Source organism: Nocardiopsis sp. KDC1DS13DA1, from assembly GCF_055632325.1.
Map to the genome: position 1 here is coordinate 54868 of NZ_JBVMUY010000016.1, position 25656 is coordinate 80523.

The 25656-nt window shown below is 74.4% G+C and carries 25 protein-coding genes; 10 read left to right on the forward strand and 15 right to left on the reverse strand.

Going from position 1 to position 25656, the window contains the following annotated elements; all coding sequences use genetic code 11:
* Complete coding sequence (gene pgl / locus ACTVAJ_RS11470) at nucleotides 1–747, forward strand: 6-phosphogluconolactonase (RefSeq protein WP_470388099.1); 747 nt, start codon at nucleotides 1–3, stop codon at nucleotides 745–747.
* A gap of 67 nt (nucleotides 748–814) precedes the next feature.
* Here the strand turns inward: pgl and ACTVAJ_RS11475 are convergent, their stop codons facing one another.
* Nucleotides 815–1258, reverse strand: coding sequence for a DUF6069 family protein (locus ACTVAJ_RS11475; protein WP_470388100.1), 444 nt, complete (start codon nucleotides 1256–1258; stop codon nucleotides 815–817).
* 130 nt (nucleotides 1259–1388) lie between these two features.
* Here ACTVAJ_RS11475 and ACTVAJ_RS11480 point away from each other — a divergent pair, with 130 nt between their 5' ends.
* On the forward strand, nucleotides 1389–2384 hold the full coding sequence (locus ACTVAJ_RS11480) for an AraC family transcriptional regulator (RefSeq protein WP_470388101.1): 996 nt from the start codon (nucleotides 1389–1391) through the stop codon (nucleotides 2382–2384).
* Nucleotides 2385–2428: 44 nt separating this feature from the next.
* Here ACTVAJ_RS11480 and ACTVAJ_RS11485 read toward each other — a convergent pair whose 3' ends face one another.
* Nucleotides 2429–2677 (reverse strand): hypothetical protein, encoded by a 249-nt coding sequence (locus tag ACTVAJ_RS11485; RefSeq protein WP_470388102.1) that lies wholly within the window; start codon nucleotides 2675–2677, stop codon nucleotides 2429–2431.
* Nucleotides 2678–2895: 218 nt separating this feature from the next.
* On the opposite strand from ACTVAJ_RS11485, the gene ACTVAJ_RS11490 reads away from it, so the two are divergent.
* Nucleotides 2896–3747, forward strand: coding sequence for a helix-turn-helix domain-containing protein (locus ACTVAJ_RS11490; RefSeq protein ID WP_470388103.1), 852 nt, complete (start codon nucleotides 2896–2898; stop codon nucleotides 3745–3747).
* Complete coding sequence (locus ACTVAJ_RS11495) at nucleotides 3744–3992, forward strand: DUF397 domain-containing protein (RefSeq protein WP_470388104.1); 249 nt, start codon at nucleotides 3744–3746, stop codon at nucleotides 3990–3992. Before ACTVAJ_RS11490 ends, ACTVAJ_RS11495 begins: the two co-directional genes overlap by 4 nt.
* Nucleotides 3993–4050: 58 nt before the next feature.
* On the opposite strand, the gene ACTVAJ_RS11500 is transcribed toward ACTVAJ_RS11495, so the two are convergent.
* Nucleotides 4051–4416: a hypothetical protein gene (locus tag ACTVAJ_RS11500; protein ID WP_470388105.1), complete on the reverse strand. Its 366-nt coding sequence runs from the start codon at nucleotides 4414–4416 to the stop codon at nucleotides 4051–4053.
* Between the two features lie 55 nt (nucleotides 4417–4471).
* Nucleotides 4472–5362 (reverse strand): NAD(P)H-binding protein, encoded by an 891-nt coding sequence (locus ACTVAJ_RS11505; RefSeq protein ID WP_470388106.1) that lies wholly within the window; start codon nucleotides 5360–5362, stop codon nucleotides 4472–4474.
* A 124-nt stretch (nucleotides 5363–5486) separates the two neighbouring features.
* Between ACTVAJ_RS11505 and ACTVAJ_RS11510 the strand changes: the two genes are divergently transcribed.
* The 4 genes from ACTVAJ_RS11510 to ACTVAJ_RS11525 all read left to right on the forward strand — a co-directional run bounded on the left by ACTVAJ_RS11510 (nucleotide 5487) and on the right by ACTVAJ_RS11525 (nucleotide 8379).
* Nucleotides 5487–6356 (forward strand): LysR family transcriptional regulator, encoded by an 870-nt coding sequence (locus ACTVAJ_RS11510; protein WP_470388107.1) that lies wholly within the window; start codon nucleotides 5487–5489, stop codon nucleotides 6354–6356.
* Nucleotides 6357–6388: 32 nt separating this feature from the next.
* A complete protein-coding gene (locus tag ACTVAJ_RS11515) occupies nucleotides 6389–6682 on the forward strand; it encodes an ArsR/SmtB family transcription factor (RefSeq protein WP_470388108.1) in 294 nt (97 codons plus the stop codon).
* Nucleotides 6679–7065 (forward strand): VOC family protein, encoded by a 387-nt coding sequence (locus ACTVAJ_RS11520; RefSeq protein WP_470388109.1) that lies wholly within the window; start codon nucleotides 6679–6681, stop codon nucleotides 7063–7065. Before ACTVAJ_RS11515 ends, ACTVAJ_RS11520 begins: the two co-directional genes overlap by 4 nt.
* Before the next feature lie 120 nt (nucleotides 7066–7185).
* The gene (locus ACTVAJ_RS11525; RefSeq protein WP_470388110.1) at nucleotides 7186–8379 is read left to right on the forward strand and encodes an FAD-dependent monooxygenase; all 1194 of its coding nucleotides are present in this window, start codon (nucleotides 7186–7188) and stop codon (nucleotides 8377–8379) included.
* Nucleotides 8380–8684: 305 nt separating this feature from the next.
* Here ACTVAJ_RS11525 and ACTVAJ_RS11530 read toward each other — a convergent pair whose 3' ends face one another.
* The 5 genes from ACTVAJ_RS11530 to ACTVAJ_RS11550 all read right to left on the reverse strand — a co-directional run bounded on the left by ACTVAJ_RS11530 (nucleotide 8685) and on the right by ACTVAJ_RS11550 (nucleotide 14269).
* Nucleotides 8685–10277, reverse strand: coding sequence for an alpha/beta hydrolase (locus tag ACTVAJ_RS11530; RefSeq protein WP_470388111.1), 1593 nt, complete (start codon nucleotides 10275–10277; stop codon nucleotides 8685–8687).
* A gap of 396 nt (nucleotides 10278–10673) precedes the next feature.
* On the reverse strand, nucleotides 10674–11042 hold the full coding sequence (locus tag ACTVAJ_RS11535; RefSeq protein WP_470388112.1) for a hypothetical protein: 369 nt from the start codon (nucleotides 11040–11042) through the stop codon (nucleotides 10674–10676).
* 61 nt (nucleotides 11043–11103) lie between these two features.
* On the reverse strand, nucleotides 11104–11490 hold the full coding sequence (locus tag ACTVAJ_RS11540; protein WP_470388113.1) for a hypothetical protein: 387 nt from the start codon (nucleotides 11488–11490) through the stop codon (nucleotides 11104–11106).
* 127 nt (nucleotides 11491–11617) lie between these two features.
* Complete coding sequence (locus ACTVAJ_RS11545; protein WP_470388114.1) at nucleotides 11618–13765, reverse strand: PDDEXK family nuclease; 2148 nt, start codon at nucleotides 13763–13765, stop codon at nucleotides 11618–11620.
* 132 nt (nucleotides 13766–13897) lie between these two features.
* Entirely contained in the window at nucleotides 13898–14269 is a 372-nt protein-coding gene (locus tag ACTVAJ_RS11550; RefSeq protein WP_470388115.1) for a hypothetical protein, read from the reverse strand.
* A gap of 361 nt (nucleotides 14270–14630) precedes the next feature.
* Between ACTVAJ_RS11550 and ACTVAJ_RS11555 the strand changes: the two genes are divergently transcribed.
* Entirely contained in the window at nucleotides 14631–15776 is a 1146-nt protein-coding gene (locus ACTVAJ_RS11555; protein WP_470388116.1) for a hypothetical protein, read from the forward strand.
* A gap of 59 nt (nucleotides 15777–15835) precedes the next feature.
* On the opposite strand, the gene ACTVAJ_RS11560 is transcribed toward ACTVAJ_RS11555, so the two are convergent.
* From ACTVAJ_RS11560 to ACTVAJ_RS11585, 6 genes are read right to left on the reverse strand one after another with little or no spacing between them, the layout of a single operon-like run.
* Nucleotides 15836–18082 carry a TIGR03986 family type III CRISPR-associated RAMP protein gene (locus ACTVAJ_RS11560; protein ID WP_470388117.1) on the reverse strand — a complete coding sequence of 749 codons (2247 nt, stop codon included), beginning with the start codon at nucleotides 18080–18082 and terminating at the stop codon, nucleotides 15836–15838.
* On the reverse strand, nucleotides 18082–18846 hold the full coding sequence (locus ACTVAJ_RS11565) for a hypothetical protein (RefSeq protein ID WP_470388118.1): 765 nt from the start codon (nucleotides 18844–18846) through the stop codon (nucleotides 18082–18084). The genes ACTVAJ_RS11560 and ACTVAJ_RS11565 overlap by 1 nt, the downstream gene beginning before the upstream one ends.
* A complete protein-coding gene (locus ACTVAJ_RS11570) occupies nucleotides 18843–20672 on the reverse strand; it encodes an RAMP superfamily CRISPR-associated protein (protein ID WP_470388119.1) in 1830 nt (609 codons plus the stop codon). Before ACTVAJ_RS11570 ends, ACTVAJ_RS11565 begins: the two co-directional genes overlap by 4 nt.
* Complete coding sequence (locus ACTVAJ_RS11575; protein WP_470388173.1) at nucleotides 20669–22474, reverse strand: hypothetical protein; 1806 nt, start codon at nucleotides 22472–22474, stop codon at nucleotides 20669–20671. The genes ACTVAJ_RS11570 and ACTVAJ_RS11575 overlap by 4 nt, the downstream gene beginning before the upstream one ends.
* Nucleotides 22471–23154 carry a hypothetical protein gene (locus ACTVAJ_RS11580; protein ID WP_470388120.1) on the reverse strand — a complete coding sequence of 228 codons (684 nt, stop codon included), beginning with the start codon at nucleotides 23152–23154 and terminating at the stop codon, nucleotides 22471–22473. Before ACTVAJ_RS11580 ends, ACTVAJ_RS11575 begins: the two co-directional genes overlap by 4 nt.
* Nucleotides 23151–24986, reverse strand: coding sequence for a hypothetical protein (locus ACTVAJ_RS11585; RefSeq protein ID WP_470388121.1), 1836 nt, complete (start codon nucleotides 24984–24986; stop codon nucleotides 23151–23153). Before ACTVAJ_RS11585 ends, ACTVAJ_RS11580 begins: the two co-directional genes overlap by 4 nt.
* A 239-nt stretch (nucleotides 24987–25225) precedes the next feature.
* Between ACTVAJ_RS11585 and ACTVAJ_RS11590 the strand changes: the two genes are divergently transcribed.
* Complete coding sequence (locus ACTVAJ_RS11590; RefSeq protein WP_470388122.1) at nucleotides 25226–25402, forward strand: hypothetical protein; 177 nt, start codon at nucleotides 25226–25228, stop codon at nucleotides 25400–25402.
* Nucleotides 25403–25656 lie beyond the last annotated feature (254 nt).

Consider the following 25656-nt stretch of genomic DNA (forward strand, 5'->3'; position numbering starts at 1 on the left):
ATGAGTGAACCGGAGATCCTCCGCCACGAGGACGGGGACGGGCTCGCCGACGCGGCGGCGCGACGGCTGGTCGACATGATCGCCGAGGCCGCCCGGGAGGAGCGCGCGTTCCACCTGGTGCTGACCGGCGGCGGGGTCGGGATCACGACCCTGCGGGCGGTGGGCGACCGGGCTGAGGCGGTCGGTCTGGACTGGTCGCACGTGCACCTGTGGTGGGGGGACGAGCGCTTCCTGCCGGAGGGGGACGCCGAGCGCAACGAGACCCAGGCGCGGGAGGCGCTGCTGGACCGGGTCAAGCTCCCGGTGCACCACGTGCACCCGATGCCCGCCTCCGACGGGATGGACGGGGACCACGTCGAGCACGCGGCGACCCGGTACAAGCGGGAGCTGACGGCGGCGGCGCGCGGCCAGGCGCCGGTGCCCCGGTTCGACGTGTGCCTGCTGGGCGTGGGCCCGGACGCGCACGTGGCCTCGCTCTTCCCGGGGCTGCCCGCGGTGTGCGAGGACGAGTCGGCCGTGGCCGCGGTGCACGACGCGCCCAAGCCGCCGCCGCGGCGGATCTCGCTGACGCTGCCGTCGATCCGGACCGCCCGCCAGGTGTGGGTGCTGGCCTCCGGTGAGGGCAAGGCCGAGGCGGTACGGCTCGGCCTGGCGGGCGGCGACCCGTGCGAGGCGCCCGTGGCGGGGGCGCGCGGCGCCGAGCGGACCCTGTTCTGGGTGGACGAGGCGGCCGCGGCCCGCCTCTGAGACCGGTGGACGGCCCCGTCCGGACAGTGCGTCCGGACGGGGCCGTCCGTCGTTCCGGGGCGGGGGCTCAGGCCGTGGGCCGGGCCACCGGTGAGGAGCGCCAGAAGACCGGGACCAGGATGGCGGCGGCCAGGACGTGGGTGAACACCAGGACCGCCTCGGTGGCGGCGGCGCCGCCGACCGACACGGACGGCACGCACGAGACCACGGTGAAGACGACCGCCGCAACCGTCCACAGCAGGCGTCCGCGAGCCCCGAGCAGGCGCTCGGCCAGGGCGAGCGCACCCCACCCGATGAGGCCGAAGAGCGCCGTCCACATGACGAAGGCGGCCACCGGGACGGGTCCCGCGGGCATTCCGGGTATCTCGATCACCATGTCGGCGCCCAGGAGCGGAGCCAGTCCGCCGACGACGGCGGTGGCGACACTGGCGGCGACGATCGCACCGAGGCGGGGCTTCCACGCGGAGCGGCGGGTACGGATGGTGCTGTTCTCAGGGGATGCCGTGGTCATGATCGCTTTCCTCGCGTCTGGTGGGTACGGACACGACCGTACGGACCATAGCTGAGACTTCCTATGCGTCAGACGCTCCCGTGTTTACGCGAGCGTCTCCTATCCGGCCTCTCCAGGGTATTCTCACGGCATGGACGTACTCAGCGACGTGGTCGGGACCATCCGGTCGGGGCAGCCGCGCGCGGCCCGCGTCGAGTGGCACTCCCCCTGGGGCATGCGCTTCCCGAAGGTGTCCGGCACGGGCTTCCAGGTGGTGCTCCAGGGCTCCGCCTGGCTGCGGACCGGCGGGGACGGTCCGCTCCGGCTCGGCGTGGGGGACGTGGTGTTCCTCCCGTACGGTGACGGCTACGCGCTCGCCGACCGGCCGGACGCCCCGGTCGACGAGCTGTCGTGCGTGTCGGCCCTGGAGGGGCGCAGGGGCGGCGCGCCGGTCGGTGAGTTCGTGTGCGACGCCCGGGGCGCCCGGCCGCGCCCCCGCTTCGACTCGGCCTCACTTGGTTCACCGGGCGGGGATCCGCCCTCGTGCGTGACCGTGGGAGGGTCCTACCGGACCCACGCCACCCGACCGCACCCGATGCTCGCGGAGCTTCCCCGGGTCGTGCACCTGCCCGCCCGGGTGGGGCAGCACCCGGAGCTCTCCTCCGCCGTGGACCTGCTGGGGAGGGAGTTGGACACCTCGCACCACGGCGGCGACACGGTGGTCCCGGCGCTCCTGGACATCCTGCTGATGTACATCCTGCGGGCGTTCCTGGAGGAGCACCGGCCGGAGGCGGCGTGCGGGTGGGTCGGGGCGCTGCGCGACCCGGTGGTGAGCGCGGCGGTGCGCGCCGTCCACGAGGATCCGGCGCACCCGTGGACCGTGGCGGAACTGGGTGAACGCGCCGGACTGTCGCGGGCGGCGTTCTCCCGCAGGTTCACGGCGATGGTGGGGCAGTCGCCGCTGGCCTACGTCACCTGGTGGCGGCTGACCCGGGCCCGTGAACTGCTCCGGGAGTCGGACGCCCCGATCAGCGCGATCGCGGCGCGGGTGGGGTACGGGTCGCAGTTCGCGTTCGCCAACGCGTTCAAGCGGGAGTTCGGCACCTCGCCGGGGCGGTACCGGGCGGGGGCCGCCGCCGCGTCCTGACCGGTCCGCCCGGACGCGGCGTCCGGGCGGAGCGGTTTCCCGGGTCAGAGCCAGACGAGCTCCCCGCAGAGCCGGTCGGCGAACGCCTCCGCGCTGCGGATGCTGTGGAATCCGCTCCCGTTGACGGGCCGCGCCATACCGCCCTGGCCGCCGGGCGCGGTGACGCCGTAGTAGGCGTGCTCCATGGTGTCGGTGTCCTCGTCCCAGATGTCCACAAAGAAGGCTCGGGGGAGGGCGGGCTCGGGGACGTTCTGGTAGACAGAGTTCGAGTCGGGGTTGGGGTGTGCCTGCATAGGGTTCCCTTCCGTGGCTTGCCAGGCCCGGACGGGGAGCGTAGGAACAAACCGCCCGGGCCGCCTTCGTTTCCGACAATCGGCGCAGACCACCACCAATCCGACATCATTCTGTGATGGTCGCATCACCTTCTGTTAGGCTTGCACATGTCCAAGCGATGCACAAGCTTGTCAGCCAGATGACATGAAGGAACTTGTAGAGCGACGGGAGTTGCGAGATGGCGAGGGCAAGGAGCGCGACCCTTCGGAGCCGTTGGCTGGGCCGTCGGCTCCGTGAACTCCGTGAGGCGTCCGGGATGAGCATCGAGGAGGTGGCCGAGTACCTACAGCGCAACATGGGAACCGTGAGCCGCTTCGAGAACGGCATCTATCCTGTACGCCGCCCGGACATGATGGCGATGCTCGACCTTTATGGGGTGAGCGAGCCGAGCCACCGCGAGAACCTGATGCGCCTCAGTGAAAGTGTGTGGCAGACGGGCTGGTGGGACGGCTATCCGGACGAGTTCACCGAGTTCACGGACTTCATCTGGCTGGAGGCCCAGGCCACCGAGCAACGCCTGTTCGACAGCTCCGTGATCCCGGGAATCCTCCAGAGCAAACGTTACGCCGAGGCCACTATTCGCGCAGCGGAGTTCGACAAACCCGAGGAGCACATCGAGCGCGGGCTGGAAGTACGACTGGAGCGACAGAAGCTTCTCACCCGCGAGACACCTCCAAAGATCCGCTCCGTCCTGGACGAAGCCGTTCTGCGGAGGTGCGTCGGTTCTCCTGACGTTATGCGCGAGCAGCTCACCCATCTCTTGGAGTGCGCCGAGCTTCCCTCAGTCAACCTGCGCGTCCTGCCGTTCTCCGTCGGAGCACACGAGAATCCAACCGGCGGGTTCATGTACTTCGTCATGGATGAGCCCTATCCCGACCTGGTGTATGCCGAGACGCCCAAGGGGGCGGTCTACATCGAGGAGCCAGACACCGAGCAAGTAGCCGGTCGATATGATCGTTTGTGGGACAAGTCCCTACCGGAAGCCACGTCCGTCGAGTTCATCTCGGCGCTGAGCGAGGAGCCATCGTGACCCCCGAGCCGACGTTCCAGCACCTCAGCAGCGAGGAACGGGACACCGTCGACTGGCGCATCAGCACCTACAGCCCCAACGGTGGTGCGACATGTGTCGAGGCCGGGGTGCTTCGGGACGGCTCTGGCCGGGTGGCCGTCCGACACAGCCACCACCCCGAGGGCGCCTACATCGTCTACACCCGCGAGGAGTGGACCGCCTTCACCCGGGGCGTCCGCGCGGGCGAGTTCGACTTCGACGCCTGAGACCACACACGAGCGTGCCCCCGGATGTTCCCCGTCCGGGGGTTCGCCGTTGGCCGGGTCACTCGTCGAGGTATCGGTACCTGTCATCGCCCGACGAGATGACGAGTCGACCGTCCCGGACCTGCCATTGGGCCATGCCGTCGACCTCATGACTGACCAGGAACAGGCCCGTGACGCGGTCGCCGTCACCGTCGGAGGCCGGAATCCGCGCGATCTCCCTCATCTGCTCGGCGAGCCGGTCCAGGGCCGAGGCCCGGACGTCGGCGCCGTAGAAGACGTAGCGGGTCCAGTTGACGTGTTGGCGCGGCAGGCCCCAACCGTCGGAGTAGTGGCCGTCCTCATGGGACGAGATGATCTCCCGGACCGCGACGAGCTGCCCCTCGTCGCACTCCAGCCACCCTCTGACCGATACGTAGACGCCCACGCGTGCCCCCTTCCCGGCGGGCCAGGATACGCGGGGGCACACGGCCCGGTACGGATCAGGTCAGGACGGCTGGCCTGAGCACGTCCTCACACCACGTGCGAAAACCCGTGGGCGCGGACTCGGGGGTGCTCGGTTCGGAGGCACCGTAGAAGCCCTGGGCGTCCATGGCCTCGACCATGTCGGCCAGGCCCTCCGCCCAGGCCTCGCTCGCCCCGAAGCGCGACATCGTCGCCTTGTAGTCCGCACCGCTGGCCCGTCGGACGCCGACGGGACGGTCCAGCACCTCGGACACGACCTCCGCCATCCCCTCGGGGGACAGCTCGTCCGGGCCGACCAGCGGTACGTCGTCCCGCCCGGTCCAGGAGCCGTCCAGCAGCAGCCGCGCCGCCGTCTCCGCGATGTCCCGGGTGGCGCAGGTGCGCAGGACCCGATCCGGCGTCAGTGCCAGGGAGAACACACCGGAGTCGCGGATCGCCCCGGCCTGACCCAGCAGGTTCTCCATGAGGAAGGGCGGGCACAGCGCCCGGTAGTGAACACCCGTGGCCGCGATGGCCTCGTCCATCGCCAGCGACGCCGAGATCTGCCCGGCGTTCTTCGCCACTCCGCGGCCCAGGCTGGACACGCCGACGACCCGTTCCAGGCCCGAACCTGCGATCACCTCGCACAGTGACTCGGTGAACTCGCGGAAGTGGCCCTCGACGCTGTCGGCCGAGGGGGTCGGGGGCACCAGCCAGAACACGCGGTCGGCGCCCGTGCACGCCTTCGCCAGAACGGCGGGGTCGGCGTGCGATCCGCGTACGACCTCGACGTGTTCGCGCACCCGTGCGGGAAGGCGGGCGGGGTCGCGGGCGATCACCCGGATCCCCGCCGTGCGGTCCGGGGCGTCGAGGAGGCGGTCGAGGACCTGTCGGCCGATCCGGCCGGTCGGGGTGGTGACGACGATCATGGGCAACTCCAGGAGGGGTGGTCGATCTGACGACCACGAGCCTGCTGTGTGGCGCGCCCGAACTGAAGGATCGATCCGCTCGCGCTCGTTACCCTCAGGGTCATACCGAACCGAGGGGGAGACCGTGGAATCCCGCCCGCTGCGCTACTTCGTCGCCGTCGCCGAGGAGCTCAACTTCACCCGTGCCGCCGAACGGCTGGGGATCTCCCCGCCGCCCCTCTCCCGCGCGATACGCCGCCTGGAGACCGAGATGGGCGTCACCCTCTTCGAGCGGACCACCCACGACGTGACGTTGACCCCGGCCGGAACGGTGCTCCTCGCGGAGGCGAGGATCGCGCTGGACGCCCTGCGGGCCGCCGAGAGGCGGGCCCAGCGCGCTGCCGAGAAGGAAGCGAAACTGGTGCTGGCCGTCAAGGCCGACGGGGACGCGGGGCTGTTGGAACCGATCCTGGCGCGGTTCGCCTCCGAACCGGCCGCCCTACCGGTCAGCGTCCGGCTGTGCGGCTGGGGCGAACAGCCACGTCTGCTGCGCCGGGGCGAGGCCGACGCGGCCCTGGTCCACGAGCCCTTCGACCGCACCGGCCTGGACACCGAGGCGGTGGCGGTCGAACCACGCGTCGCCGCCCTCGCCGCGACCAGCCCGCTCGCCGCCCGGGGCCACCTCACCCTGGCCGACCTCGGTCTGCGTCCCGGGGATCTGCACCGCCACCTCGACCAGACCCGCGGCAGGGCCCGCGACCTCGCCCAGTTGCTCGCGCTCGTCGGGCTGGGCGAGGCCACCCCCCTGCTGCCCGCCTCCGTCGCCGCCCGCTACCCCCGCCCGGGGGTCGTCTGTCGGCCGGTCTCGGACGCACCGCCGGTGGTCCTGGTCATCGCCTGGCCCCAGCAGTCCCGTTCGACGGCCACGGCGGCGCTCGTCCGTGCCGCCGCGGCCGTGGCCGAGGACACTCGCCAAACCCATACATCGACCATGACACCCCATTTCAGAACTTGATATGCAAGTGAATACTTGCCTATAGTGGCGGCATGGCCGACGACGTCTTCAAAGCCTTGGCCGATCCCACTCGCAGGACGATCCTCGACGAACTCGCCGAGCGGCGGGGGCAGACGCTGTTCGAGATCTGCTCGCGCCTGACCATGAAGCACCAGATCACCATGTCCCGTCAGGCGATCTCCCAGCACCTCGCCGTGCTGGAGGCGGCGGGACTCGTCGAGAGCCGACGCGAGGGGCGCAACAAGTTCCACGACCTGAACACGGCTCCGCTGGAGCACATCGCCGAGCGGTGGATCAGGCGCGACACACCACCGGAGGACTCATGAGGATCGACCTGTCCAGCGTTTTCGTGGACGACCAGGACAAGGCCCTGCGCTTCTACACCCAGGTGCTGGGCTTCGTGAAGAAGCAGGAGGTCCCGCTCGGTGAGGATCGCTGGCTGACGGTCGTGTCCCCCGAGGACCGGGACGGCACCGAACTGCTCCTCGAACCCAGCGGCCACCCCGCGGTCAAGCCCTTCCGGGAGGCCCTGGTCGCGGACGGCATCCCCTACACGCAGTTCGCCGTCGACGACGTCCACGCGGAGTTCGCTCGGCTTCGGGACCTGGGTGTGCGGTTCACCCAGGAGCCCGTGGAGATGGGCCCGGTCACCACGGCGGTGTTCGACGACACCTGCGGCAACCTGATCCAGATCATCCACCAGGGGTAGCGGGGGCGACAGGCCCCTCGGGGCTCACCCAGGAACCCGCACCAAGGGCACCCCGGATCCGGGTTCCGCGCCCCCGTTCGTAACGTCGGACCCAGACGGACGAGGGACGGGGTGGAGCTTGTGCGAGCTGTCATCATCGGTGCCGGTGTGGGAGGTCTGGCCGTCGCGCGCGGACTCCTGGCGAACGGAATCCAGGTCGAGGTGTACGAACGCGGCGAGGAACTGCGGACCGGTGGCGGCGGCCTGGGCATCTACAGCAACGGCACCGCCGCGCTGGCCGCGCTGGGCGTTGACGTCACTCGGATCGGTCGGCGTCTGACGGGTCTGGAGTCGCGCGATCCCGCCGGGCGGGTACGGCTCACCGTCGACCTGGCCGCTGTCAGCGACCGGTTCGGACGGGAGTGCCGAACCGTCCCCCGGCGTTCCCTGCTGGAACTGCTGGCCGAGGGCCTGCCCGAAGGGACCGTCCGATTCGGACGAGAGTGCGTGGACGTGCGTGCGGGCGAACGACCGAGCGCCGTCTTCGCCGACGGATCCGGTGCCGAAGGGGACGTGGTGGTGGGCGCTGACGGGGTCCGCTCGGTGCCGCGCCGGGTCCTGTGGGGCTCGGATCCGGCGCGGCCGTCGGGCTGGGTGAGCTGGCAGGCGCTGACCCCGGTGCCGATCGCACTGGCTCGGGGCACCACCGCCTTCACCGCGGTCGGCCGCGAGGGCATGTGCGGCGTGATGCCCGCCGGTGACGGGCTGGTGCAGTGGTGGTTCGACGTGCGGCGCGCCCCCGGCGACCCGGCGCCCCCGTCCCCGTCCCCGGCCGCGATGCTGCGGGAGAGGTTCGACGGGTGGCGCGACCCGGACGTGCGCACGATCCTGGAACACGCCGACGATGCTGACCTGGCGATGTTCCCGCACGTCAAGCACCGGGTTCCCAAGGTGTGGGGCGTGCGCGGCGCCACGCTGCTCGGCGACGCCGCGCACGCCTTCCCGCCGTCCACCGCGCAAGGCGCCAATCAGGCGTTGGAGGACGCGTGGGCGCTCACGGAAGCGCTCGGGGCGCCGGGCGCGGCCGCCGACCCGGGTGCCGCGTTGCGCGGGTACGAGCGCGCCCGGCGGCCCCCCGCCGCGACGGCCTCGTTCGTGTCGGGCCTGGAGGTCGTGATGCGGATGCGTCCGCCAGGACTGCTGGGGCGACGGCGGCTCAGCAGGATGGCCACGCGCCAGTACTCCGCCTATCTGAGGAGGGTGAGCAGCGTGCTGGCCGACGGAGCCCGCGCCGGGAGTCGGCGCGACGGCCGCGGCCGGGCCGCGCCCGGATAGGGCACGTCGGTGTCAGGAACGCGCCCGGCGCCTGTTCCGGGTGCGCTTGCGCGCCTTCTCGAACAGCCAGAGGGAACCGCTCGCGAGGACACCCGCGCCCGCCACCACGGTTCCGGTCCCCTGCATCCAGTCCGTGACGGAGGGATTCGATGGCGGCGGGTCCGCGTCAGTCCCGTCGGCGTCCGGGCTCCGCGGGCCCACGGGGGTGCCGACGACCACCGTGGTCCCGTCCTCCATGCGGATGGCGACGACCTCACCCGGGGAGGCCTTCGGGGCCGGACCCGGCCGACCCCGAAGGGCGGTGCCTAACGGACGCCGGGGCAGGACAGGTCCGCCTCGGGTTCCTCGCCGGTGAGCAGGTAGGCGTCCACCGGGTCGTCCACGCACCCGCTCTTGTCGTTGCCGTACAGCGTGTGCCCGGCGCCCTCGTAGGTCACCAGGGTCGCGGTCTCCAGCTGACCGGCCAGCTCCTCGGCCCAGGCGTACGGGGTGGCCGGGTCGCCGACGGTGCCGATGACCACCACGGGCGGGGCGCCGGAGGCGGTGAAGCCGGTCGGCGCCTCCTCGGTGTCCGGCCAGTACGCGCAGGGCAACTGGTCCCACACCAGGTCGGCGCCGAACAGCGGTGACGCGTCGCCCGCCCGGTCCACGGCGTCCCGGTAGGCGAGGATGTCCGTCGGATCGTTCCGGTCGGCGCAGTTGATCGCGGTCAGCGCGGCCTCGGTGTCCAACTCCTCCTCACCGGGCTTGGGCTGCACGGGCTCCTCGTCCTCGTAGAGGCCGTAGGTGTTCTCGTACAGGTAGTCGAGGTAGTACCCGGTGTTCTCGGCGTCGCCGCCGTCGATCGCCATGAGCAGGTCGGCGAGGTAGCCCCAGCTCTCCTCGTAGTACAGCTCCATGCCGATCATCGAGACCAGGGTGGCGCCGTCGACCGTGACGCCCTCCACCACGGGTGCCTCCCGGTCGAGCGCGGCCATGATGTCCGCCATCGCCGCGTCGGCGTCGTCGGACCCGGTGAACGGGCAGGCGTCCCTGGTGGCAGCACAGTCCCCGGCGAACAGCTCCCACGTCCCCTGGAAGCCGAGAGCCTGGTCGTAGGCGACCTCGGCGTTGGGCCGGTCGGTCTCCACGGCGCCGTCCAGGACCAGGGCCCGGGCGTGCTCCGGGAACATCTCGGCGTAGAGCGCGCCGATGTAGGTGCCGTAGGAGTAGCCGACGTAGGTCAGCCGCTCGTCGCCCAGGGCGTCACGCAGCGTGTCGAGGTCGCGGACGACGTTGACCGTGCCGATGTGGGCGAGGAACTCCTCGCCCACCGTGTCGACGCAGTCGTCCGCATAGGTCCGGGCGGTCTCCGCCAGGGGCTGGAGGTCCGCTTCGGTCAGGTCGGCGGGGTCGGTGTCCCCGAACCCCTGTCGGGCCTCGACCATGGCGTTCCAGTTCCCGCAGGCGAAGCCGCCGCTCTCCCCCACGCCGCGCGGGTCGAAGGAGACCAGGTCGAAGGAGGACCGGATCTGGTCGGAGAACAGCGGGTAGTCCAGCATGTCGAGCCCGGTCACGCCGGGGCCGCCCGGGTTGACCACCAACGACCCGACGCGCTGGTCGGCGTCTCCCCGCGCCGGAGCCCGGACCACGGCGAGGTCGAGGGTCTCACCGCCGGGCTCGTCGTAGTCGAGCGGGACGGTGACCGTTCCGCACTCCAGGGCCTCGACCCAGTCGGGCTCCGAGCCCCACTCGACGAGTTCGTCCACCTGTTCCTCGCCGTAGCAGGCCGACCAGTCGATCTCCTGACCGGCGAAGGCGGCCGTGACGCTCTCCGTCTCCGCCGCCTCCGGCCCGTTCCCCGTCGGGACGCACCCCGAGACCAGGGCGGTCACCGCCGCCACCGTTCCGGCACCCAAGGCCGGGACTCCCCACCGCACCCGCGGCTCCGTTCTGTCCACGCGTCGGACTCGACGCGGCGATGCTCAGCTCCGTGGCGCGCCGTTCGGTGTCCTCCGTACCGGCGCACGGGGGATGGGACGGACCGAACCCGGTTCCGGTTGCGAGAAATATCCACCGGGGGGTCGTGACGCCCGACACAGGGGGCGGAAGGAAGCGCCGCAAAGGCCCCTCAGCGCTCTGGGGGGATACACGCCGTAGAGCCGCAGCAGGGGCACCGCGAGCGTGGAGGCGCGAGCACGAGCAGCGAAACCGTGAGGATCCTCGGCGGAGGACCCGTCTTCATGGCCACGATCGAATACACCAGTGTTGCGACCGCCACGACCAACGCCAACACGTTGATCAGCATCCCCATGTCAGCCGACCCCGGCGCCGGGCGTCGGCGGGGTCGGTTTCCGGTGACTCCCGCGACCGCGCAGACACATCCCCAGGCGGTAGGCGGCCAGGGCGAGGAAGAGAGCCCCGATACACCCGATCACCGGCGACAGGGCGCTCGCGGGCCCCACCATCGCCGGGAAGGCGACGAACACCCCCAGGGCGGCCACGAACAGGAAGTACGTCGACCCGGCCAGCAGGGACAGGGGCCCCGGCGCGGTCGGGCGGACGCGCGCGGAGGTCAACCCGGTCGACAACTGCGCAACGACCAGTACGAGCATCACCGCGAACAGGACGAGGCTGACCGTGCGCCCCTCGCGGGCGTAGGCGTCGTACAGATGCGCCGCCACCAGGAGGTGCAACGAACAGTTCGACGGAAGGAGCAGGTACAGGGGAACCCCGAGAAAGCTCTCACCGGCCGTCGGATTCACCCTGCACCAGTCCCTTCCGCCGGGTCGAGACCGCCTCCCGAACCCGGACGAGGAAGCCGTACCCGGCGGCGGCCGCGCCGGAGAGCAGCAGCACCCACACCCCGGCCGACGCACCCGTGGCGGTCATCTCCACGAGGTAGCCACCGTAGAGCGGGACCACGCAGACGAACATGAGGACGGGAAGAAACCATCCCCCGGGATCCGGGACAGGGTGAGACCTGGGCGACGACAGCACGACGACGAGCGATCCGAGCATGAGCACGGCCAGGGCCACGCGCAGCTCGTATCCGTCATGGCGCTGGTGCAGCGCCGAGCCGCACAGGAAAAGGGCCGCGGAGACGACCACGAAGACGAACCAGCGGCTCATCGTGCGGCCCCGCCCTTCGTACCGGAGAGAACACCGCGCCCACTGTGGCGCGCATCCGTGGACTTCCTATCGCGCACAGCGGCCGAACACTCCCGGATGACCGGATCCGGCCACACGGCGCCCGGGCTCACAGGCGGCTGACGTCGGTGTCGAACAGCGGCGGCAGCGCGTCGGGCGACGCCGTGACGACCACCGGGCACAGCGGCTCCCCGAACGCCAGGCCGACGTCCCCGCCGTCCTCCCCCGGATCGGCGTGCGCGATCCAGGCCACGAGCTCACGGGCCCGCCCCACGTCCCCGCCCGGCCGGGTCAGCGCCACCACCGCACCCGCCACGTCGCACCGCAGCTGGAGGTGCACGGTGGCCGCGAACACGCTCTGCGCCCACCCGCCCGGCGTGACCCCGTGCGACCGGCCGTCGTGCGCGCGGCGCCGCCGCCAGGCGGGCGCGGCCAGGCCGACCGCGCGGTCGTCGAAGGTGAGCACCAGGCTCGGCCGCTCCTGCGCGGTCAGGCAGGCCTGCGGGTCGGTGAGCGTGGCGTCCATCCACACCCCCACCGCACCGCTGGCGGCGCGCACGAGCGCCGCCCGCGCCGCGTCGACCAGGAGCGTGTCCACCTGGCCGCGCGCCGCCCGGCAGGCGCGGGTGGTGAGCGGCCCGTCGAGCGGGACGTACCCGGGCAGGACGAGGGGCCAGTCGACGGCGGCACGGCCGGTGAGCGGCAGCACCCCGTGGGTGCGGCACACCACCGCGCGGTCGGCGGGCAGCTGGTAGGTGACGCACGCGCCGGAGCGAAGGGCGGCCAGGGCCAGCCCGAGACTCATCGCCTTGGTGCCGGTGGTGATGTCGACGACCACCGGGGGCGCGGGGACGGTGTCGGCGGTCTCCTTGGCGATCCAGTCGTGGGCGATCGCGGCGACCGCCTCGGCGTCGGAACCGTCGACCGGGTCGGAGGTCAGGCGCACCCGGTCGCGGTACCCCGTCTCCTTCAGGTGGTCGGGGTCGGCGGGCGCCGCCCCGGGGTGTTCGGCCGCGTGCAGGGCGCGCGCGGCGGACACGCGCACGCGGTCGCGCAGGCTCTGCGCCGAGGGCAGTACCAGGGCGCGGGCCGGCCGGTGGGCGTGGACGGCGGTCAGGGTGCCCAGTCGGCTGCCGCCCAGGGAGGTGACCAGGACGGGGCGCTCCTCCGGTCCGGGGTGGCGGGGTGGAGGGGGCGCGTCTGGCGACGCGGTGGGGTGGGCGGGATCGTCCCGCGCCAGCCCCCACCCCGCGCGGCCGCGCGGGGTGGGGAAGAACGCCTTGCGCAGGTCGTCGAAGGAGGTGAGCCGCCGCAGCAGGTCGTCGAGGTTCCACACGTGGACGAGCCGGGCGGAGAGGGCGGGGTTGTAGTCGGTGATGCTCTCGCGCAGCCCGGGGACGACGGGGCCGGTGTAGACGAACAGGACCTGGGCGGCGGCGCCGAAGACCCGGCGGGCCTTGGCGACGGTCCACCCGGCGCGGGCGACGACGTCGCCGGGCCTGGTCTTGGCCTCCACGCACAGGACCCGGTGGCGGTGGCGGACCACGGCGTCGAAGTCGGCGACGGAGCCGGTGGGGCGGACGGGGTCGGCGACCTGCCGGGCGCCCAGGACCTCGGTTTCGGGCTGACGCCGCAGGTGTCGTCGCAGGTGGGACAGGACGCGCCCCTCGGCGACCACCCCGCGGCGGACGGACGGGGACATGTCCGGGTAGCGGGCCATGAGCGCCTGTGCGCCGCCCTGGGTGAAGAGGCGGACGGGTTCGGGGTCGCGGTCGTGGAGCCAGCGGGCGCCGTGGACCCCGGCCAGGGTGCGCAGGTCGACACCGGCGGTGGAGAGGGGCAGTCCGGGGCGGGCGGTGTCGGCGGTGCGCAGGACGTCGCCCGCGGCGTCGAGGTAGTGGCGCCAGCGGCCGGAGCGGGGGAGGGCGTGTTCGTGGAAGAGGGCGGCGGCCACGCTCATCACCTTGGTACCGCCGGTGTAGTCGAGGAACCAGGGCCGCCCGCCGCGGTCCCGGTGAAGCGCGGCGAGGGTTGCGGTGACGGCGGAGAAGTCGTGGGGGTCGGGCCCCACACTCAGGGCCCGGACGGAGGCGGGGGCGGCGATCCGCCCGACGGCGGCCGCGACCCGCAGGGCGGTCGACCGCGTCCCGTCGCTGCACAGCAGGACGAGGTGGTCGGCGGGGAGGGTGAGGCAGGACAGGAGCGCGGGAGTGGGGTTGCGGCCCACGAGGACGACAGCGGTACGGGGAGTGTCCACGACGTCCTTCTCCGACGGGTGCTCCTGGGACCTCCACGCTAGACCAGGCGGGTCCGATCCTCCAGGGAACGGTGACGGGACGCGGTTCGGGAAGAACACACGGCGCCGGGGAGCGACGGTGCGGACGGGCTCTCACCGGACCGCCAGCTCCGCCCGCGCGGGCACCGGTGAACCGCTGACGACGAACGACCGGCAGGCGGTGACCACTCCGCGCCCGTCCCGGACGAGGTCGGAGGGGACGAGCAGGTCATGGCGCTCGGGGTGGGCCGAGCCGACGACCGAGGAGACGATGAACCACACCCCCTCCCGCGGTTCGGGCAGGTCGGCGCGGGTACGCCGCTCCGCCACGAGGGGCACCCCCGCGGGTACGCCGTCCGCCCCGGGGATCGGCACGCGGACGGCCTCCACGCGCGCCGGGCGCTCCGCCCGGGGCCAGCTCCGGATCACGCGTGAACGCTCGTCGACGACTGTCACCACATGCGGCGTCAGATTGACCACCGACATCCGGCGACCTCCGTTCCTCTCGCTCCGCGACGGCCCCAGCCCGGTCGCGGAGGCCGTGTCGCACCCCGGTCGGGGCGTTCACCGCACTCTCTCGGACACACCGGCGCGCCCTGCGGGGACGTTCCGACGCGACCGGACATGTGACGGATGGGACTGGTGACCGGTATATGAGCCGGGGTGGCGGAGAGGGGCCTTCGGGACCGGGCCCGACCATTGACACTCCACGCGAAACCGCCTTACTTTGTGGTCAGACCTCCCGTTGACGCGGGGGTGTCAGCCACGGCCTCACCGACTCTGACACACGCTTTCCCGGAGGGCTGGGAGAGCGACCCGGCCCCGGACCACCCGGGGAGAAGAGTTCGTGAGCACGCACCACTGCTCCGCCTGGGAGCTGTTCGGCTCCGCCGCCTTCCTGCGCGCGTTCACCCGCGTGGTGGGGTGCGGGCCCTGCTCCGCCGACGGAACCGCGCAGGGCTGCGCCGGTCACTCCGAGCAGTTCTGTGACTACATCGACCTGTGCGCCGAGCACTGCCCGTGCCCGGTGCACGGCGGTGACCCGGCCGGTGTCATCGCCGTGCGCATGGCACGCGCCGTGCCCACGGCCTCCGGCGTCGACCGCACCGCCGCCCACCGGCTGCGCGACGCCCTGGACGACGTGCGCCGCGACCGCTCGTACAAGAACCTGCGCCGCGTCTACCCGCAGCCGTCGGCGGACGGGCGGGACCGGTGCGCCTTCTCCGAACGCCCCCGTCGCTGGGCGCAGCGCCGCGACGTCGCCCGGGTGGCCGCCGACGTGATCGACCAGGAGGCGCTGGCGCTGCTGGTGCTGACCGCGGGGTGGGGCAACCCCGCCGCCGACCTGCCCGAGGACATCCACCCGGGCGACACCGTCTCCTTCACCGAGGACGGCAGCGCCGTGCCCGTCGCCGACCTGCACGGCCGCTCGGTCACCGGAGCCAAGGAACCACCGCTGGTGTCCACCGCGACCGGTGACTACCTGCTGCGCAAGCTCGCCGAACTGGCCGCCGGACGCGACGCGGACCGGGGCCGCACCCCGGACCAGCGGCGTCGGCTGCACCTGCGCCAGGTCCTGCCCGGGCTGAGCGGTGAGGACGTCGCCCGCCGCCTCACCGGGGTCCTGGGGCGCATGGCGGTGGACATGCCCGTCCACTTCCGCCTCGTGCAGAGCGCGCGGGGCCGCGCCCGCAGCGCCCCCTACTCCCCCGTACCCGACTCCCCCGTCGACGCGGAGGACGCCACCGGCCGCCGCGAGGTGCTCACCCCGGCGGAGCGGAGCTGGCTGGAGGAGGCCGGCCGGGAACTGGCCGGGCGCGCCCAGGCCGAGCGCGCCGTGTTCGACGCCGACCCGCCCGGCGCCCTGGACGGCCTGCTGCGCGCGCTGCTGGAGGAGGGCTCCGGGGTGCCCGGGCGCTGGTCCGGCGCCCAGGACGACCCCGACCTGCGGGCCGACCTGTTGGAGGCGCTGGCCGAGACGATCGGGGGGTGAGGGCGTGCCGGGCGGTGACGGCGGACGGCACCGACCGCCTCCGGTGACCCGGGAACCGTTCACCGCGTCCCGTCCCGGTGCCCGACCGCACCGAACCGGACGGTCAGCGGAGGCAGGACGGGGTACTCGGCGAACTCACGCAGCGACATCACCGCCGTGTGCTCCCACGGCAGGCGGTCGCGCCACCGGCTGGCCAGGCACACGTCCACGGCCTGGTCGACCTCGCGCCACCGTTCGGGACGCGGCTCACCGGGCAGCCTGCGGGCCGCCAGCGCCGCGCCGAACGCGTCCAGGAACCCCTGGACCCGCTCCGGTCCGGCACGGGTGACCCCGGCGGCCGGGTCGAGCGAGACCGCCCGCGCCCTCCGGTCGACCAGGTACAGCTCCGGACGCAGGTGCACGCTCCCCATCCCCAGTGACTTGCCCATACCGATCTTGTGCGCGTGGGCCGGGTCGGCGGGATCGCCCCCGTCGGCGGGGTTGTCGAGCAGCAGGGCGCGCAGCAGTGCTCCGAGCTCCCCGTCGGTGAGGTTGGTGAAGGTCAGTCGCGAGCGGAACGTGAGCCCGTCGCGCACCGGAACGACGTCGCGCTGGGTCTCGCGGACCGGCCCGGCCCGACAGTCCCGGGTCAGGACCGTGAGGCCCAGCTCCTCCTGGGCGCGGGCGTCGTAGCGCACCGGGCGGCCCAGGTCGGAGCGGTGCCGGTGCAGGTAGGTCTTGTACCCCCCGAGTCGGACGCGGCCCTCGTGCGACCAGGTGACGATGTCGGGCCGGTCCCCCGAGGCCGAGTCGGGGCCCTGGACGAGGTAGTTGGCGAAACAGCCGCGCTGCGGGGAGAGCAGGCGCACGCGCAGCGCGGCACCGTCGGGGTAGTCCGGGTCGGGGTCGGTGCTGAGCGCGTGTCCGAAGGACACCCGGCCCTTCGAGGCGCCGGACTCACCGGCGAAGGTGTCGGTGTCGCCGAACAGGGCACGGCACACGTCCACGGGCCGACCCGCCCGGGCGGCGCGGTCGGGGTCGCCGTGCTGGGGCCCCAGGACGGGGGCGGGCACGGCGCGGCGGACCGGGTTGTCGTCGCTGACCGCGATCCGGTAACCGCCCGACCGGCCGAAGGAGACGACGGCACCGGACAGGTCGACATCGTACCAGACCGGTTCGAGGCCGTTGCGGGGCAGCCCTCCGCCGCTGGCCCCGGCCACCGGGGGCCGGCCGGGGGCCCCGGTGCCCACGCCCAGGCCGTCGGGGAAGGCCACGCGCTGGTAACCGGTGATCTGCTCGGCCGACTCGAAGAGGGCCACCATGGCGTCGGGCACCGGGGTCCGTCCGCCGCGCAGGTCCGGCGGCCGGGGGAAGAGGTAGGCGTTGCGGCGCTCCCCCGCGGCGACACCGGTCAGGACGGTCAGGCAGGGAACGGTCCCGCCCCGGTCGCCGCCCACCGGGTGCGGGGAGCGGGAGTCGAGGTAGCGCCGGGCCTCGTGCGCGGTGGGGGCCACAGCGGCGACGCGCCGCTCCCCCGGCAGGTGGACCGCGTGCACCCAGCGGTACTGGAGCCGGCCGTGCTGGTCGTGCGCGGTGGGGACGTAGGTGCCCGAGCGAGGCGGGTCGGGGAAGTCCGACACCCCGAAGTCCCAGGTCCGCAGACTCTGTCGGAGAACGTCGAAGGAGACCCGCAGCGCCTGCCCGGCCTCGGCGGTGATCGGTGTGGCCGGGACCTCGACGACGTACCACCGGTCCTCGACCGGGGAGCGGAAGAGGAACCCCTGCTTGGTGCGCAGGCCGGCGCGGCGTTTGCGGTAGTGGGCGTGCTGGTGGGACATGACCTGGCGGGCCCGGGTGGACAGGGTGCTGTCGGCGCTGTCGGGGTCGATGCGCACGGGGGCGCGGAAGAACAGCATGGGGGTGTTGACCGGCCCGGTCTCACCGCTGGTGAACATGCGCACGGTGTTGCGTACCAGACCGCGCAGGGTCGGCCCGGGGATGGCCGGGAGGGTGCCGTCGCCGTGCGGGAAGCGGGTGGAGACGTTGACCGCGCCCCGGTCGAGGGTCTGTCCGACGAACGTGGGGGTGAGGGTGGTCAGGGTCAGTTCGATCCAGCCCGAGTGGGTGCCCTCGACGGTCCGGTCGTGGCTGCGCAGGAGTTCGTCGGTGGCCAGCCCCGCGTGCAGGTCGGCGGCGGGCATGGGGGTGTCGGCCAACCGCACGAGGCCGTAGGGGGCCGTGGCGTGGTAGGGCCCCGCCCCGCGCGGCGGGGGTTGGCCGCTCCCTCCGCCGCCACCGCACGCGGCGGACCCGTGCGGCGCGCCCATCAGCGCGCCGTCCCCGTGATCTCGTCCCCGGAACCGACGTCGATCTCCGGCCCCGTGGGTTTGGGCCCGGCGGACAGGCCGGTGAGACGGTGGAAGGCGACCCCGACGGCACCGGTGGCGGGGTCGCTCGCCCAGTACTCCCGGACGGTCAGCCAGGTGCCCCGGCTCTCCAGGGCCGTGCGTCCGCCCGGGGCGGGCCGGTGGCGGCCGGTGAAGTCGGTCCACTCCACGGGGAGCACGGCCTCGGCGCCACCGGGTTCGGTGGTCACGGACAGGGGCGCGCGGGTGTCCACGGTACGGCTGTGCCCGGACCCGTTCCAGCCCTGGAGCAGGAACGAACGGTCGCGCGGACGCAGCTGCGCCGGGAGCTCACCGGGGGCGTCGGCACTGATCCAGCCCGCCTCGGCGCCCTCACCGATGCGGATCTGCGCGCGGGGGCCGAAGACCAGGACCTCCAGGATCCGCCAGCGGTCGGTGTCCGGGTCCAGGGGCGGCGGGGCCGGGGCCGCGCCGGACGCGGTGCCGGAAAGGGTGTCGGACCGGTACCAGCGGTCGCGGGGGCAGGCGCCGGTGACGCGGACGTCGCCGAGCTCGGCGAGCAGCCACTGGGGGCGGTCCGGCGGCGCGGGGGAACCGTCCGCACCCGTGTCCAGGAGGCGGCACCGTGCGGCGCGGGCGAACACGTCGCTGAGGACGCCGTGGATCTGCTCGGGGGTGAGCGTGCGGACGGTCAGGCCCGCGGGCTGCGGGGGATGGTCGCTCACCCGTCACCCCCGGTCGGCCCGTCGGGGGCGAGCCGGTCGTGCAGGGCGGCGAGCCAGCCGCGGGCGGCGGCCGCCTCGGGGCTGTTCGGATCGGACACGGCGGACAGGAGGTCGACCGTGTGCGGTGGGCCGCCGTCGCCGGGGTGGACGGTGACGGCGGCGCGGGTGGCGGTGAGGCGGCCGTTGCCGCCTCCGGAGCCCGCGCCGAGGGTCTCGAAGGGGATCGTGGCCAGTTCCCGGACGACCAGGGCGAGCAGGCCGAGGAGGGCGTCGTCGGGGTCGCGCGCGTCCAGGACGACGTCGGCGGTGCCCCCGCAGTGGAGGTCGGTGGTGAACAGGTGTCCGTCGACGGCGTCGCCGAACAGGGCGTCCACGGTCAGGCGGGTGGTGGTCAGCGGCGCTCCGCCGGACAGGACGGGGGCGGAGCGCAGCCGTACACGGGAGGGGCGGGGGGCGGCGGTGCCGCTCCCGGCGTCGCGTTCGGTGTCGGCGCCCCACCAGTGGGCGTGCCAGCGGCGCCATCGGAGGGACGGACCGCCCAGGTGTTCGGCGGTGTCGCGCACCAGACGGGCGGCGATGCGTTTGAACAGGGAGAACAGGGCGGTGTCACCGAGGACGGGGACCAGGCGCGCGGTGGTGGGACCCGCGGGGCCCGTGGGACCGTCCGGGTCGGTGACGGCCGGCCGGTACCGGTGGGCGCGGTCCACCTCCCCGATCCGGTCGCCGACGGGCACGTCCCCGACCATGAGCAGACCGGGGCGCGGATCCGTTCCCGTGTCGTGCCCCCGGGACGCGGCCTGACCCCCGGCATCGGCCCGGTCATCCTCCGAGTCCGCCCGGGGTGCGGCGTCACCGCCCGCGCACGCCGGGGGAACATGGCCCCGCCCGCGGCGACCGGTGTCGCACGAGCCGTTCCGGCCGTGCCCGGCCCCGTCCCCCGAGGGCGGCGCCGCACGTTCGGCGACGGCCAGGGTCAGGTGGAGTTCGGCCCGGTGCCGGCGGTCGGCCACGGCGGACCGGGAGGCCAGTTCGGCGACGGCGGCGTCGCGTCCGCGGTCGGCCAGCGCCGCGCCAAGGGCGGTCGCCAGGTCGGCGGCGTCCGCGTCCGCCGCGCTGTCCCGCGACCAGCGCTCGGACCACGTGCGCGCGTGGTAGGCGAACCAGCCCCGCTCGTCGGACAGGTCGTGGCGGCGTACGGACCAGCGGACGGCCCGCACCGCCCCGTACCCGCGCCCGGTGCGGCTGCCGACGTTCGCTCCGGCCCCCGCACCGTCGAGACCTCCGGCGGCCAGGACGAGCAGCGCCAACAGCCGGGGTTCGTCCGCCGGGGCGGGAACGGCCAGCCGCAGGTGCGCGGTGAGGAGCGTCCCGGCGGGCAGGACCTCCCACTGCCACGTCCGCCCGGGGAAGGCGGCCCCGGTCGCCGGGTTCACGCGCGTGCCCACGCGGACCGCGACCGCGGCCCCCTCCGGCAGTTCGGCCGGGGCGTCGTCCAGGTCCAGGGCGCTGGGGACGGGCGGGGGCACCTCCTGGCCGACCCCGCTCCGGGGCTCCGACGAGCCGAGGAGCGCTCGGACCCCGTCGGGGTCACCGGTGCGGCCGACCAGTTCGTGCCGCAGGATCCCGGCCAGGGTCGTGGCGCGCAGGCGCGGCAGCCCGGTGCGCGGGTCGCGGTCCAGATGCAGGTCGACGTCGGTCTCGGCGGCGTGGCGCGGAGTGGCCTGGGCGGCGCCGACATGGGTGTCGGAGAGCAGGCGCAGGCGTGCGGTGACCTCCCAGACCAGTACGGGCGGGGTCGGAGGAGGCGGGACGGAGCCCGCGTTCACCGTCGGCCTCCCCGTTCCCGGGGCGGGGCGCCGTCGGGCACGGGGCGCACGGCGCGGGCGGTCTCGGCCAGCCAGGAGGAGACCAGCAGCAGGCACAGGCGCGCCGACGCGCGGCGCTCCCAGGCCAGGGCGGACTCGGACAGGCCGCTCGGGTGGTTCCGCGGCGGGAGACCGTCGGACAGGGTCAGGTCCACGGCGGCGACGGCCTCGGCGTAGGCGGGGTCGTGGCCGGGGTCGGGCCGGTTGTCGGCCCACCAGGCGGCGGTGCCGTCGGAGAGACCCTCCAGCCAGGCGCGGACGGTGACGGTGCCGGGCCGGTCGGGGCGGGCGAGGCGGGCGCGTTCCAGGGCGCGCACGGCTCGGTCGCGCAGGACCCCGCGCGCTCCGGAGGGGTCGTCCTCCGGGTCGCGCCGGGAACGGTCCGCGAGGGTGCGCCCGAGAGCGGCCAGGGCGGCTTCGGGGGTGTGGTGGGGGTGGACGACGACCTCGCGCAGGCGGCCCAGCAGGCTCGGTGTGAGCGGTGTGAGCAGGTGCGCCGCCCCCTGGGCGAGCGCTCTGGCGTGGTCGCGGACCGGTGGGGCGGCGGCGTTCCAGAGCAGGTCGTCGACGAGGGCGCGCAGCTGGCCGTCGTCCTCGGGGTCGGGAGGGGCGGGGGCGGCCCCCGCCGCCAGCGGCACGGCCGCGGGGGCGAGGGGCTCCGGCCCGGACGGCGGGGCGGCGAGGGTGAACTGGCCGTGTCCGTCGACCGCCCGCTCCCCCAGCGTGTGCGCCTCCAGCAGCCGTGCCCGCCCGGTGGTCAGGTCCCGGTCCAGGCGCAACCGGACGACGGAGCCGGGGCGGGCCGCCCAGCGCTGCGCCATCGGCCCCCGGTAGCCCCGGTGGTAGGCACCGACCGCCTCGGCCTCCACGTGGCTGGCGAGCACCTCGGCACGGGTGTCGGGCAGGACCCGGGCCAGCAGGTCGAGCACCGAGGGGACCAGGGCCTGGGGGCGGTGCTGGCCGCAGGCGTCCACCACGAGCGCGGGCGAGAGCAGGACGAGGTCGACCGGGGATCGGGCGGACCAGGACCGGTCGGGGCACGGAGGGTCCACCCGGTCGGGCGAGAGCAGGTGGTCGGGGTCGACGGGGGTGACGCGGACACCGCCGTGGGCGCGGGTGCCGCCCGCCCCCAGCGTCAGGGTGCCGTCGGCCTCGGCCAGGGCGGCCGCCACGCGTTCGGCGAGGGCGTACAGGGAGTCGGGATCGGGGGCCCGCAGCTGCCAGCGGGCCTCGAAGACCTGGCCCGGGTCGAGGGTGGTGACGAGGAAGGGGACGCCCTGGCGGCCCGCCCCCGTACGGGCCCGCCCGAGGTACTGTTCGGCGGTCGTGCGCACCTGGGCGCGGAGTGCGCGGTCGGGGGTCACCGGGTCGCGGAGCGCACGGTAGGGGGTGGCGGGATCGGTGGGGCCGAAGACGTCGACGGTGGTGTCCCCGTTCTTGCCCGGGGTGTACAGGTGGGCGGGCGGCGGAAGGGCGGCGGCCGCGCGGTGCAGACGCCCGGCGGCCGGGTCGCCGCCGGGCTCCAGCCGGGGGTGGGCGGGGGCGAAGCGCAGGACGTCGCCCCGGGCCACCCAGGCGTCCAGGTCCTCGTGGCGCCCGGCGCGGCGGAGGGCGGCGGCGAGCATACCGCGCTGGGCCCGGCCGCTGATGACGTGGTCGGAGTCGAAGCTCAACGGGTCGTGGGAGGTGCGCACGGCCAGGGTGTCGGTGAGGACGTAGCGCAGCGGCAGGTAGGCGCTGTGGGGAGCGCGGCCGTCGGTCACCGGGGCGCCCCCGTCCCGCCGGGTACCGGAACGGCCGGGGCGGCCAGCCGCAGCGTGGTGGCGCACGGGTCCTCCGTGCCGGGTCCGGCGAGCCGGACGTCGACGCGACCGCGGCCGCGCGCGCCCCTCGCTCCGATCCGGGTCGTGGCCAGGCAGGCGCGGGCGAGGATCCGCCAGTGCTCCTCCTGTGGTGGTTCGGCCCAGGTCAGCGCGGCGGTGAGGGTCAGTCCCGGCGACAGGACGCGGTGGGTGCGCAGTCGCCCGGATTCCGGGGCGCCGTCGGGACCGACCTCGACCCCCGACTCCAGGGTGGTGTAGGCGTCGGTGACCGCCCGGCGCAGAGCGGTGCGCAGGGGCTCGTCGCGCCCGGCCAGGGCCCGGGCGACGGCGGCGCGCACACCGCCGCCGAGGACGGCGTGGCCCACGCGGAGCATGCGGTCGGCGCCGTGGGACCGTTCCCGTCCCAGGACGTCGCGGGCGGCTCCGGACAGTTCCGGGGCGACGGTCAGGGCGCTGTCCGCTCCGGCCCGCAGGCGGGCGGCGAGGCGGTGCCGGGGCAGGTAGGGAAGGCCGTGGTCGTCGGTGACCACGTCGGTGTCCGCGCCCGTCCCGTCCGCGCTGGCGCCGACGAACAGGGCCGGTGAGGCCAGGTGCACGGTGACGCGGTCGGGGCGGCTCACCGCGGCGGGCCCTTCACCGTCGGGACCGCGCCGCGGCGGCCGCGGGGTTGGGGCAGGTGCGGCGGCAGGGCCTCGGCCAGCCGGGGGTCCAGGTGCAGGTCCATGATCCCGACCGCGTCCAGCAGCCCCTCGGGCGTCCAGCCCGGGGGAAGTTCGACGGCGGCGCCGGTCACCCGGGCCCGGCGGTCGAGCTCGGGAGCGGGGTCGGCGCCCGACTCCAGGAGCGGTACGAGGGCGGAGAGCAGCCACCCCCGGTGGCGGGTGTCGCCGTCGGCGAGCAGGCTCCCCGGGGCACCGGACAGGTAGCGGTCCACGAAGCGGGTGAAACCGGAGCCGGTCAGCGGGAGCCCGGTACGCGGACGGGGTGCCAGGGCCGCCCGGTCGAGGCTGCGCAGGACGCGTTCCACACCGTCGAACCGGGTGGTCCAGGCGATCACGTGGTCGTCGGGGGCGGTGGGGTCGGCTTCGGCGCGGTCGACCCGGTACCGCTTGGCGCGGCGGCACATCGCCTCGCACAGGTCGTAGCCCAGTGCGAGCGGGGCCCCGACCGGCTGGACCGCGATCCCCACCCCGACCGTGGGCACGAACGTGGTGTGGACGCCGCCGCAGGGCGCGGTGACCGGGCGTCCGCCCCCGGGGGCTCCGCCGTGCGCGTCGGAGAGCACCCGGTGCAGTGCCACCCGGGGATCGCGGGGGTCGGCGATCCGCGCGGGGTCGGCGTCCAGCCAGTCCAGGGCGTAGCCGGCCAGGCTCAGGGCGAGGCGGGCGTCGCACAGCACGGTGAGGTCGTCACCCGCCACGACGATCGGGCGCACCGGCACCCGGACCCGGCCGGACGCATCCTGGAAGAGGGACACCGGACCAGCGGCTCCCACCCCGGGGATGTACGGTCGTCGTCCCGGTTCGGCGTGCACCGTGGCGGCCACCGCGCGCACCAGGGCGCGGGCCAGCCCCTCGGTGAGACCCGCGATACGGGTGGACAGGCGCCGCTGGGCCATGGCGCCCGACCCGGGAACCGCGGGGTCGGCGACACGCTCGCGGTAGTCGCCGAGGATGACCCCCAACCCGTTGACGTCCACGTGCACGACGGCCAGGCGGCTGACGTCCCCGTGGTCGCGGCCGAGCCGGTCCACCTCCATGGGCAGCGCGAGTTCGGGGGATCCGGTGGCGGTCACCGCCCCGTCCAGCCACGCGTCCCCGAGGGCCCGGTGCCAGCGGCGCCCGACGCCGCGCGCCCGCGCCACGTCGGCCGTGACCCGCTCGTGCACGCCCGCGTCTTCGTCCTCGGCGCGGCTGCTGTCCACGACCTCGGCCGGACCTCCGCTGACCGCGCACACCGCCGTGATCCCGTAGCCGTGGGCGGGGGTGTGCAGCGCCGACATGCGGCGCCGCGCCTCCCGCAGCCGCGCGGGCAGGACCGCGAGGGCCTCGTCCACCCCCGCCGGTTCCGGAGTGCCCCGGCCTGCCGCGGTCGCGCGGCCGTAGGGGACCAGGGCGACCACGGGGGTGAGCTGACCGGCGAGGTCGCGCAGCCGCCGGGTGTAGCGGCCGGTGAAGTCGCGCGCGGCCGGAAGGTCGGTAAGGACCACGGTGAGCGCGCCGCCCGCGTCGCGCAGGACGACGTGGTCGGGCGGCAGGAGGTCGGCGACGCCGTTGCGGGTGTCGGAGGTGTCGGTCAGCTCCGCGACCAGGGCCGCGCGCCCGACCGCGTCGAGGATGCGCCGCCCGCTGAACACGAAGGACTGGATGCCGCGCAGGTCGACGCCGACCACCACGCCGCTGGCCGGGAGGGGCCGCGCCGCCGGGGTCGGTCGGGGGTCGCGCGAAGTCACCGTGGAGGATCTCCCTCGGGGCGGGCATGGCTCGGGTCCGAACGTGCGGGCGTCCTGCTGACCTCTCTCGGACGGGGCCGGTCGGGCCGCGGACGACGCTCCCCAGCGATACCAGCAACGGCACCCGCCGGTCACCGGCGCCTCCCCGGTTGGCACGTTCCGGTCAGCGGTACCGCCCCGGGCGCAGTGTCCGAGAGAGCTGGATGCGCATCCCCGCTCCCCCTCACGGAGGTCCCACCATGACCCGGCACGTACCGGAACCCACGGCGCCCGCCCGGCCCTCCCCGGCTCCGGCACCGACCGTCCCGGCACCGCTGACCGCCCAGGACCTGGTCCCCCACCTGAGGGGGCTGGCGCGCACGCTGCGGGAGAGGGGTACGCGCGAAGGTGCGCCGGACCGGCCCCCGCGCGCCTGAGGGGTCGGGCGACGGGGGCGTCCGTCGTGGCCCGGTTCACGGTGGCGGGCCACGGCGGTCACCCCCGGTCCGGATCACGCGTCCCGACACACCATCGGCACCGACACGGCCCGCACGGCGCTCGCCGTCCGGACGGATCGCGGCCGGTGGTCACCGCCGCCGGTCAGGCCCCGCACGTGACGGCTCCCGCCCCCGTCCACGGGGTGGGAGCCGCCGCGGTGTCCCCGCCGCGCGGAGAGGACCGGCCCCCGCCC

Excerpts from the sequence above, each read along its gene's own strand:
- ACTVAJ_RS11480 (WP_470388101.1), top strand. The coding sequence starts at position 1,389 with ATGGACGTACTCAGCGACGTGGTCGGGACCATCCGGTCGGGGCAGCCG.
- ACTVAJ_RS11540 (WP_470388113.1), bottom strand. The coding sequence starts at position 11,490 with ATGAGCCGCTGGTTCGTCTTCGTGGTCGTCTCCGCGGCCCTTTTCCTG.
- ACTVAJ_RS11520 (WP_470388109.1), top strand. The coding sequence starts at position 6,679 with ATGAGGATCGACCTGTCCAGCGTTTTCGTGGACGACCAGGACAAGGCC.
- pgl (WP_470388099.1), top strand. The coding sequence starts at position 1 with ATGAGTGAACCGGAGATCCTCCGCCACGAGGACGGGGACGGGCTCGCC.
- ACTVAJ_RS11485 (WP_470388102.1), bottom strand. The coding sequence starts at position 2,677 with ATGCAGGCACACCCCAACCCCGACTCGAACTCTGTCTACCAGAACGTC.
- ACTVAJ_RS11590 (WP_470388122.1), top strand. The coding sequence starts at position 25,226 with ATGACCCGGCACGTACCGGAACCCACGGCGCCCGCCCGGCCCTCCCCG.
- ACTVAJ_RS11550 (WP_470388115.1), bottom strand. The coding sequence starts at position 14,269 with ATGTCGGTGGTCAATCTGACGCCGCATGTGGTGACAGTCGTCGACGAG.
- ACTVAJ_RS11475 (WP_470388100.1), bottom strand. The coding sequence starts at position 1,258 with ATGACCACGGCATCCCCTGAGAACAGCACCATCCGTACCCGCCGCTCC.
- ACTVAJ_RS11560 (WP_470388117.1), bottom strand. The coding sequence starts at position 18,082 with ATGGGCGCGCCGCACGGGTCCGCCGCGTGCGGTGGCGGCGGAGGGAGC.
- ACTVAJ_RS11490 (WP_470388103.1), top strand. The coding sequence starts at position 2,896 with ATGGCGAGGGCAAGGAGCGCGACCCTTCGGAGCCGTTGGCTGGGCCGT.
- ACTVAJ_RS11515 (WP_470388108.1), top strand. The coding sequence starts at position 6,389 with ATGGCCGACGACGTCTTCAAAGCCTTGGCCGATCCCACTCGCAGGACG.
- ACTVAJ_RS11505 (WP_470388106.1), bottom strand. The coding sequence starts at position 5,362 with ATGATCGTCGTCACCACCCCGACCGGCCGGATCGGCCGACAGGTCCTC.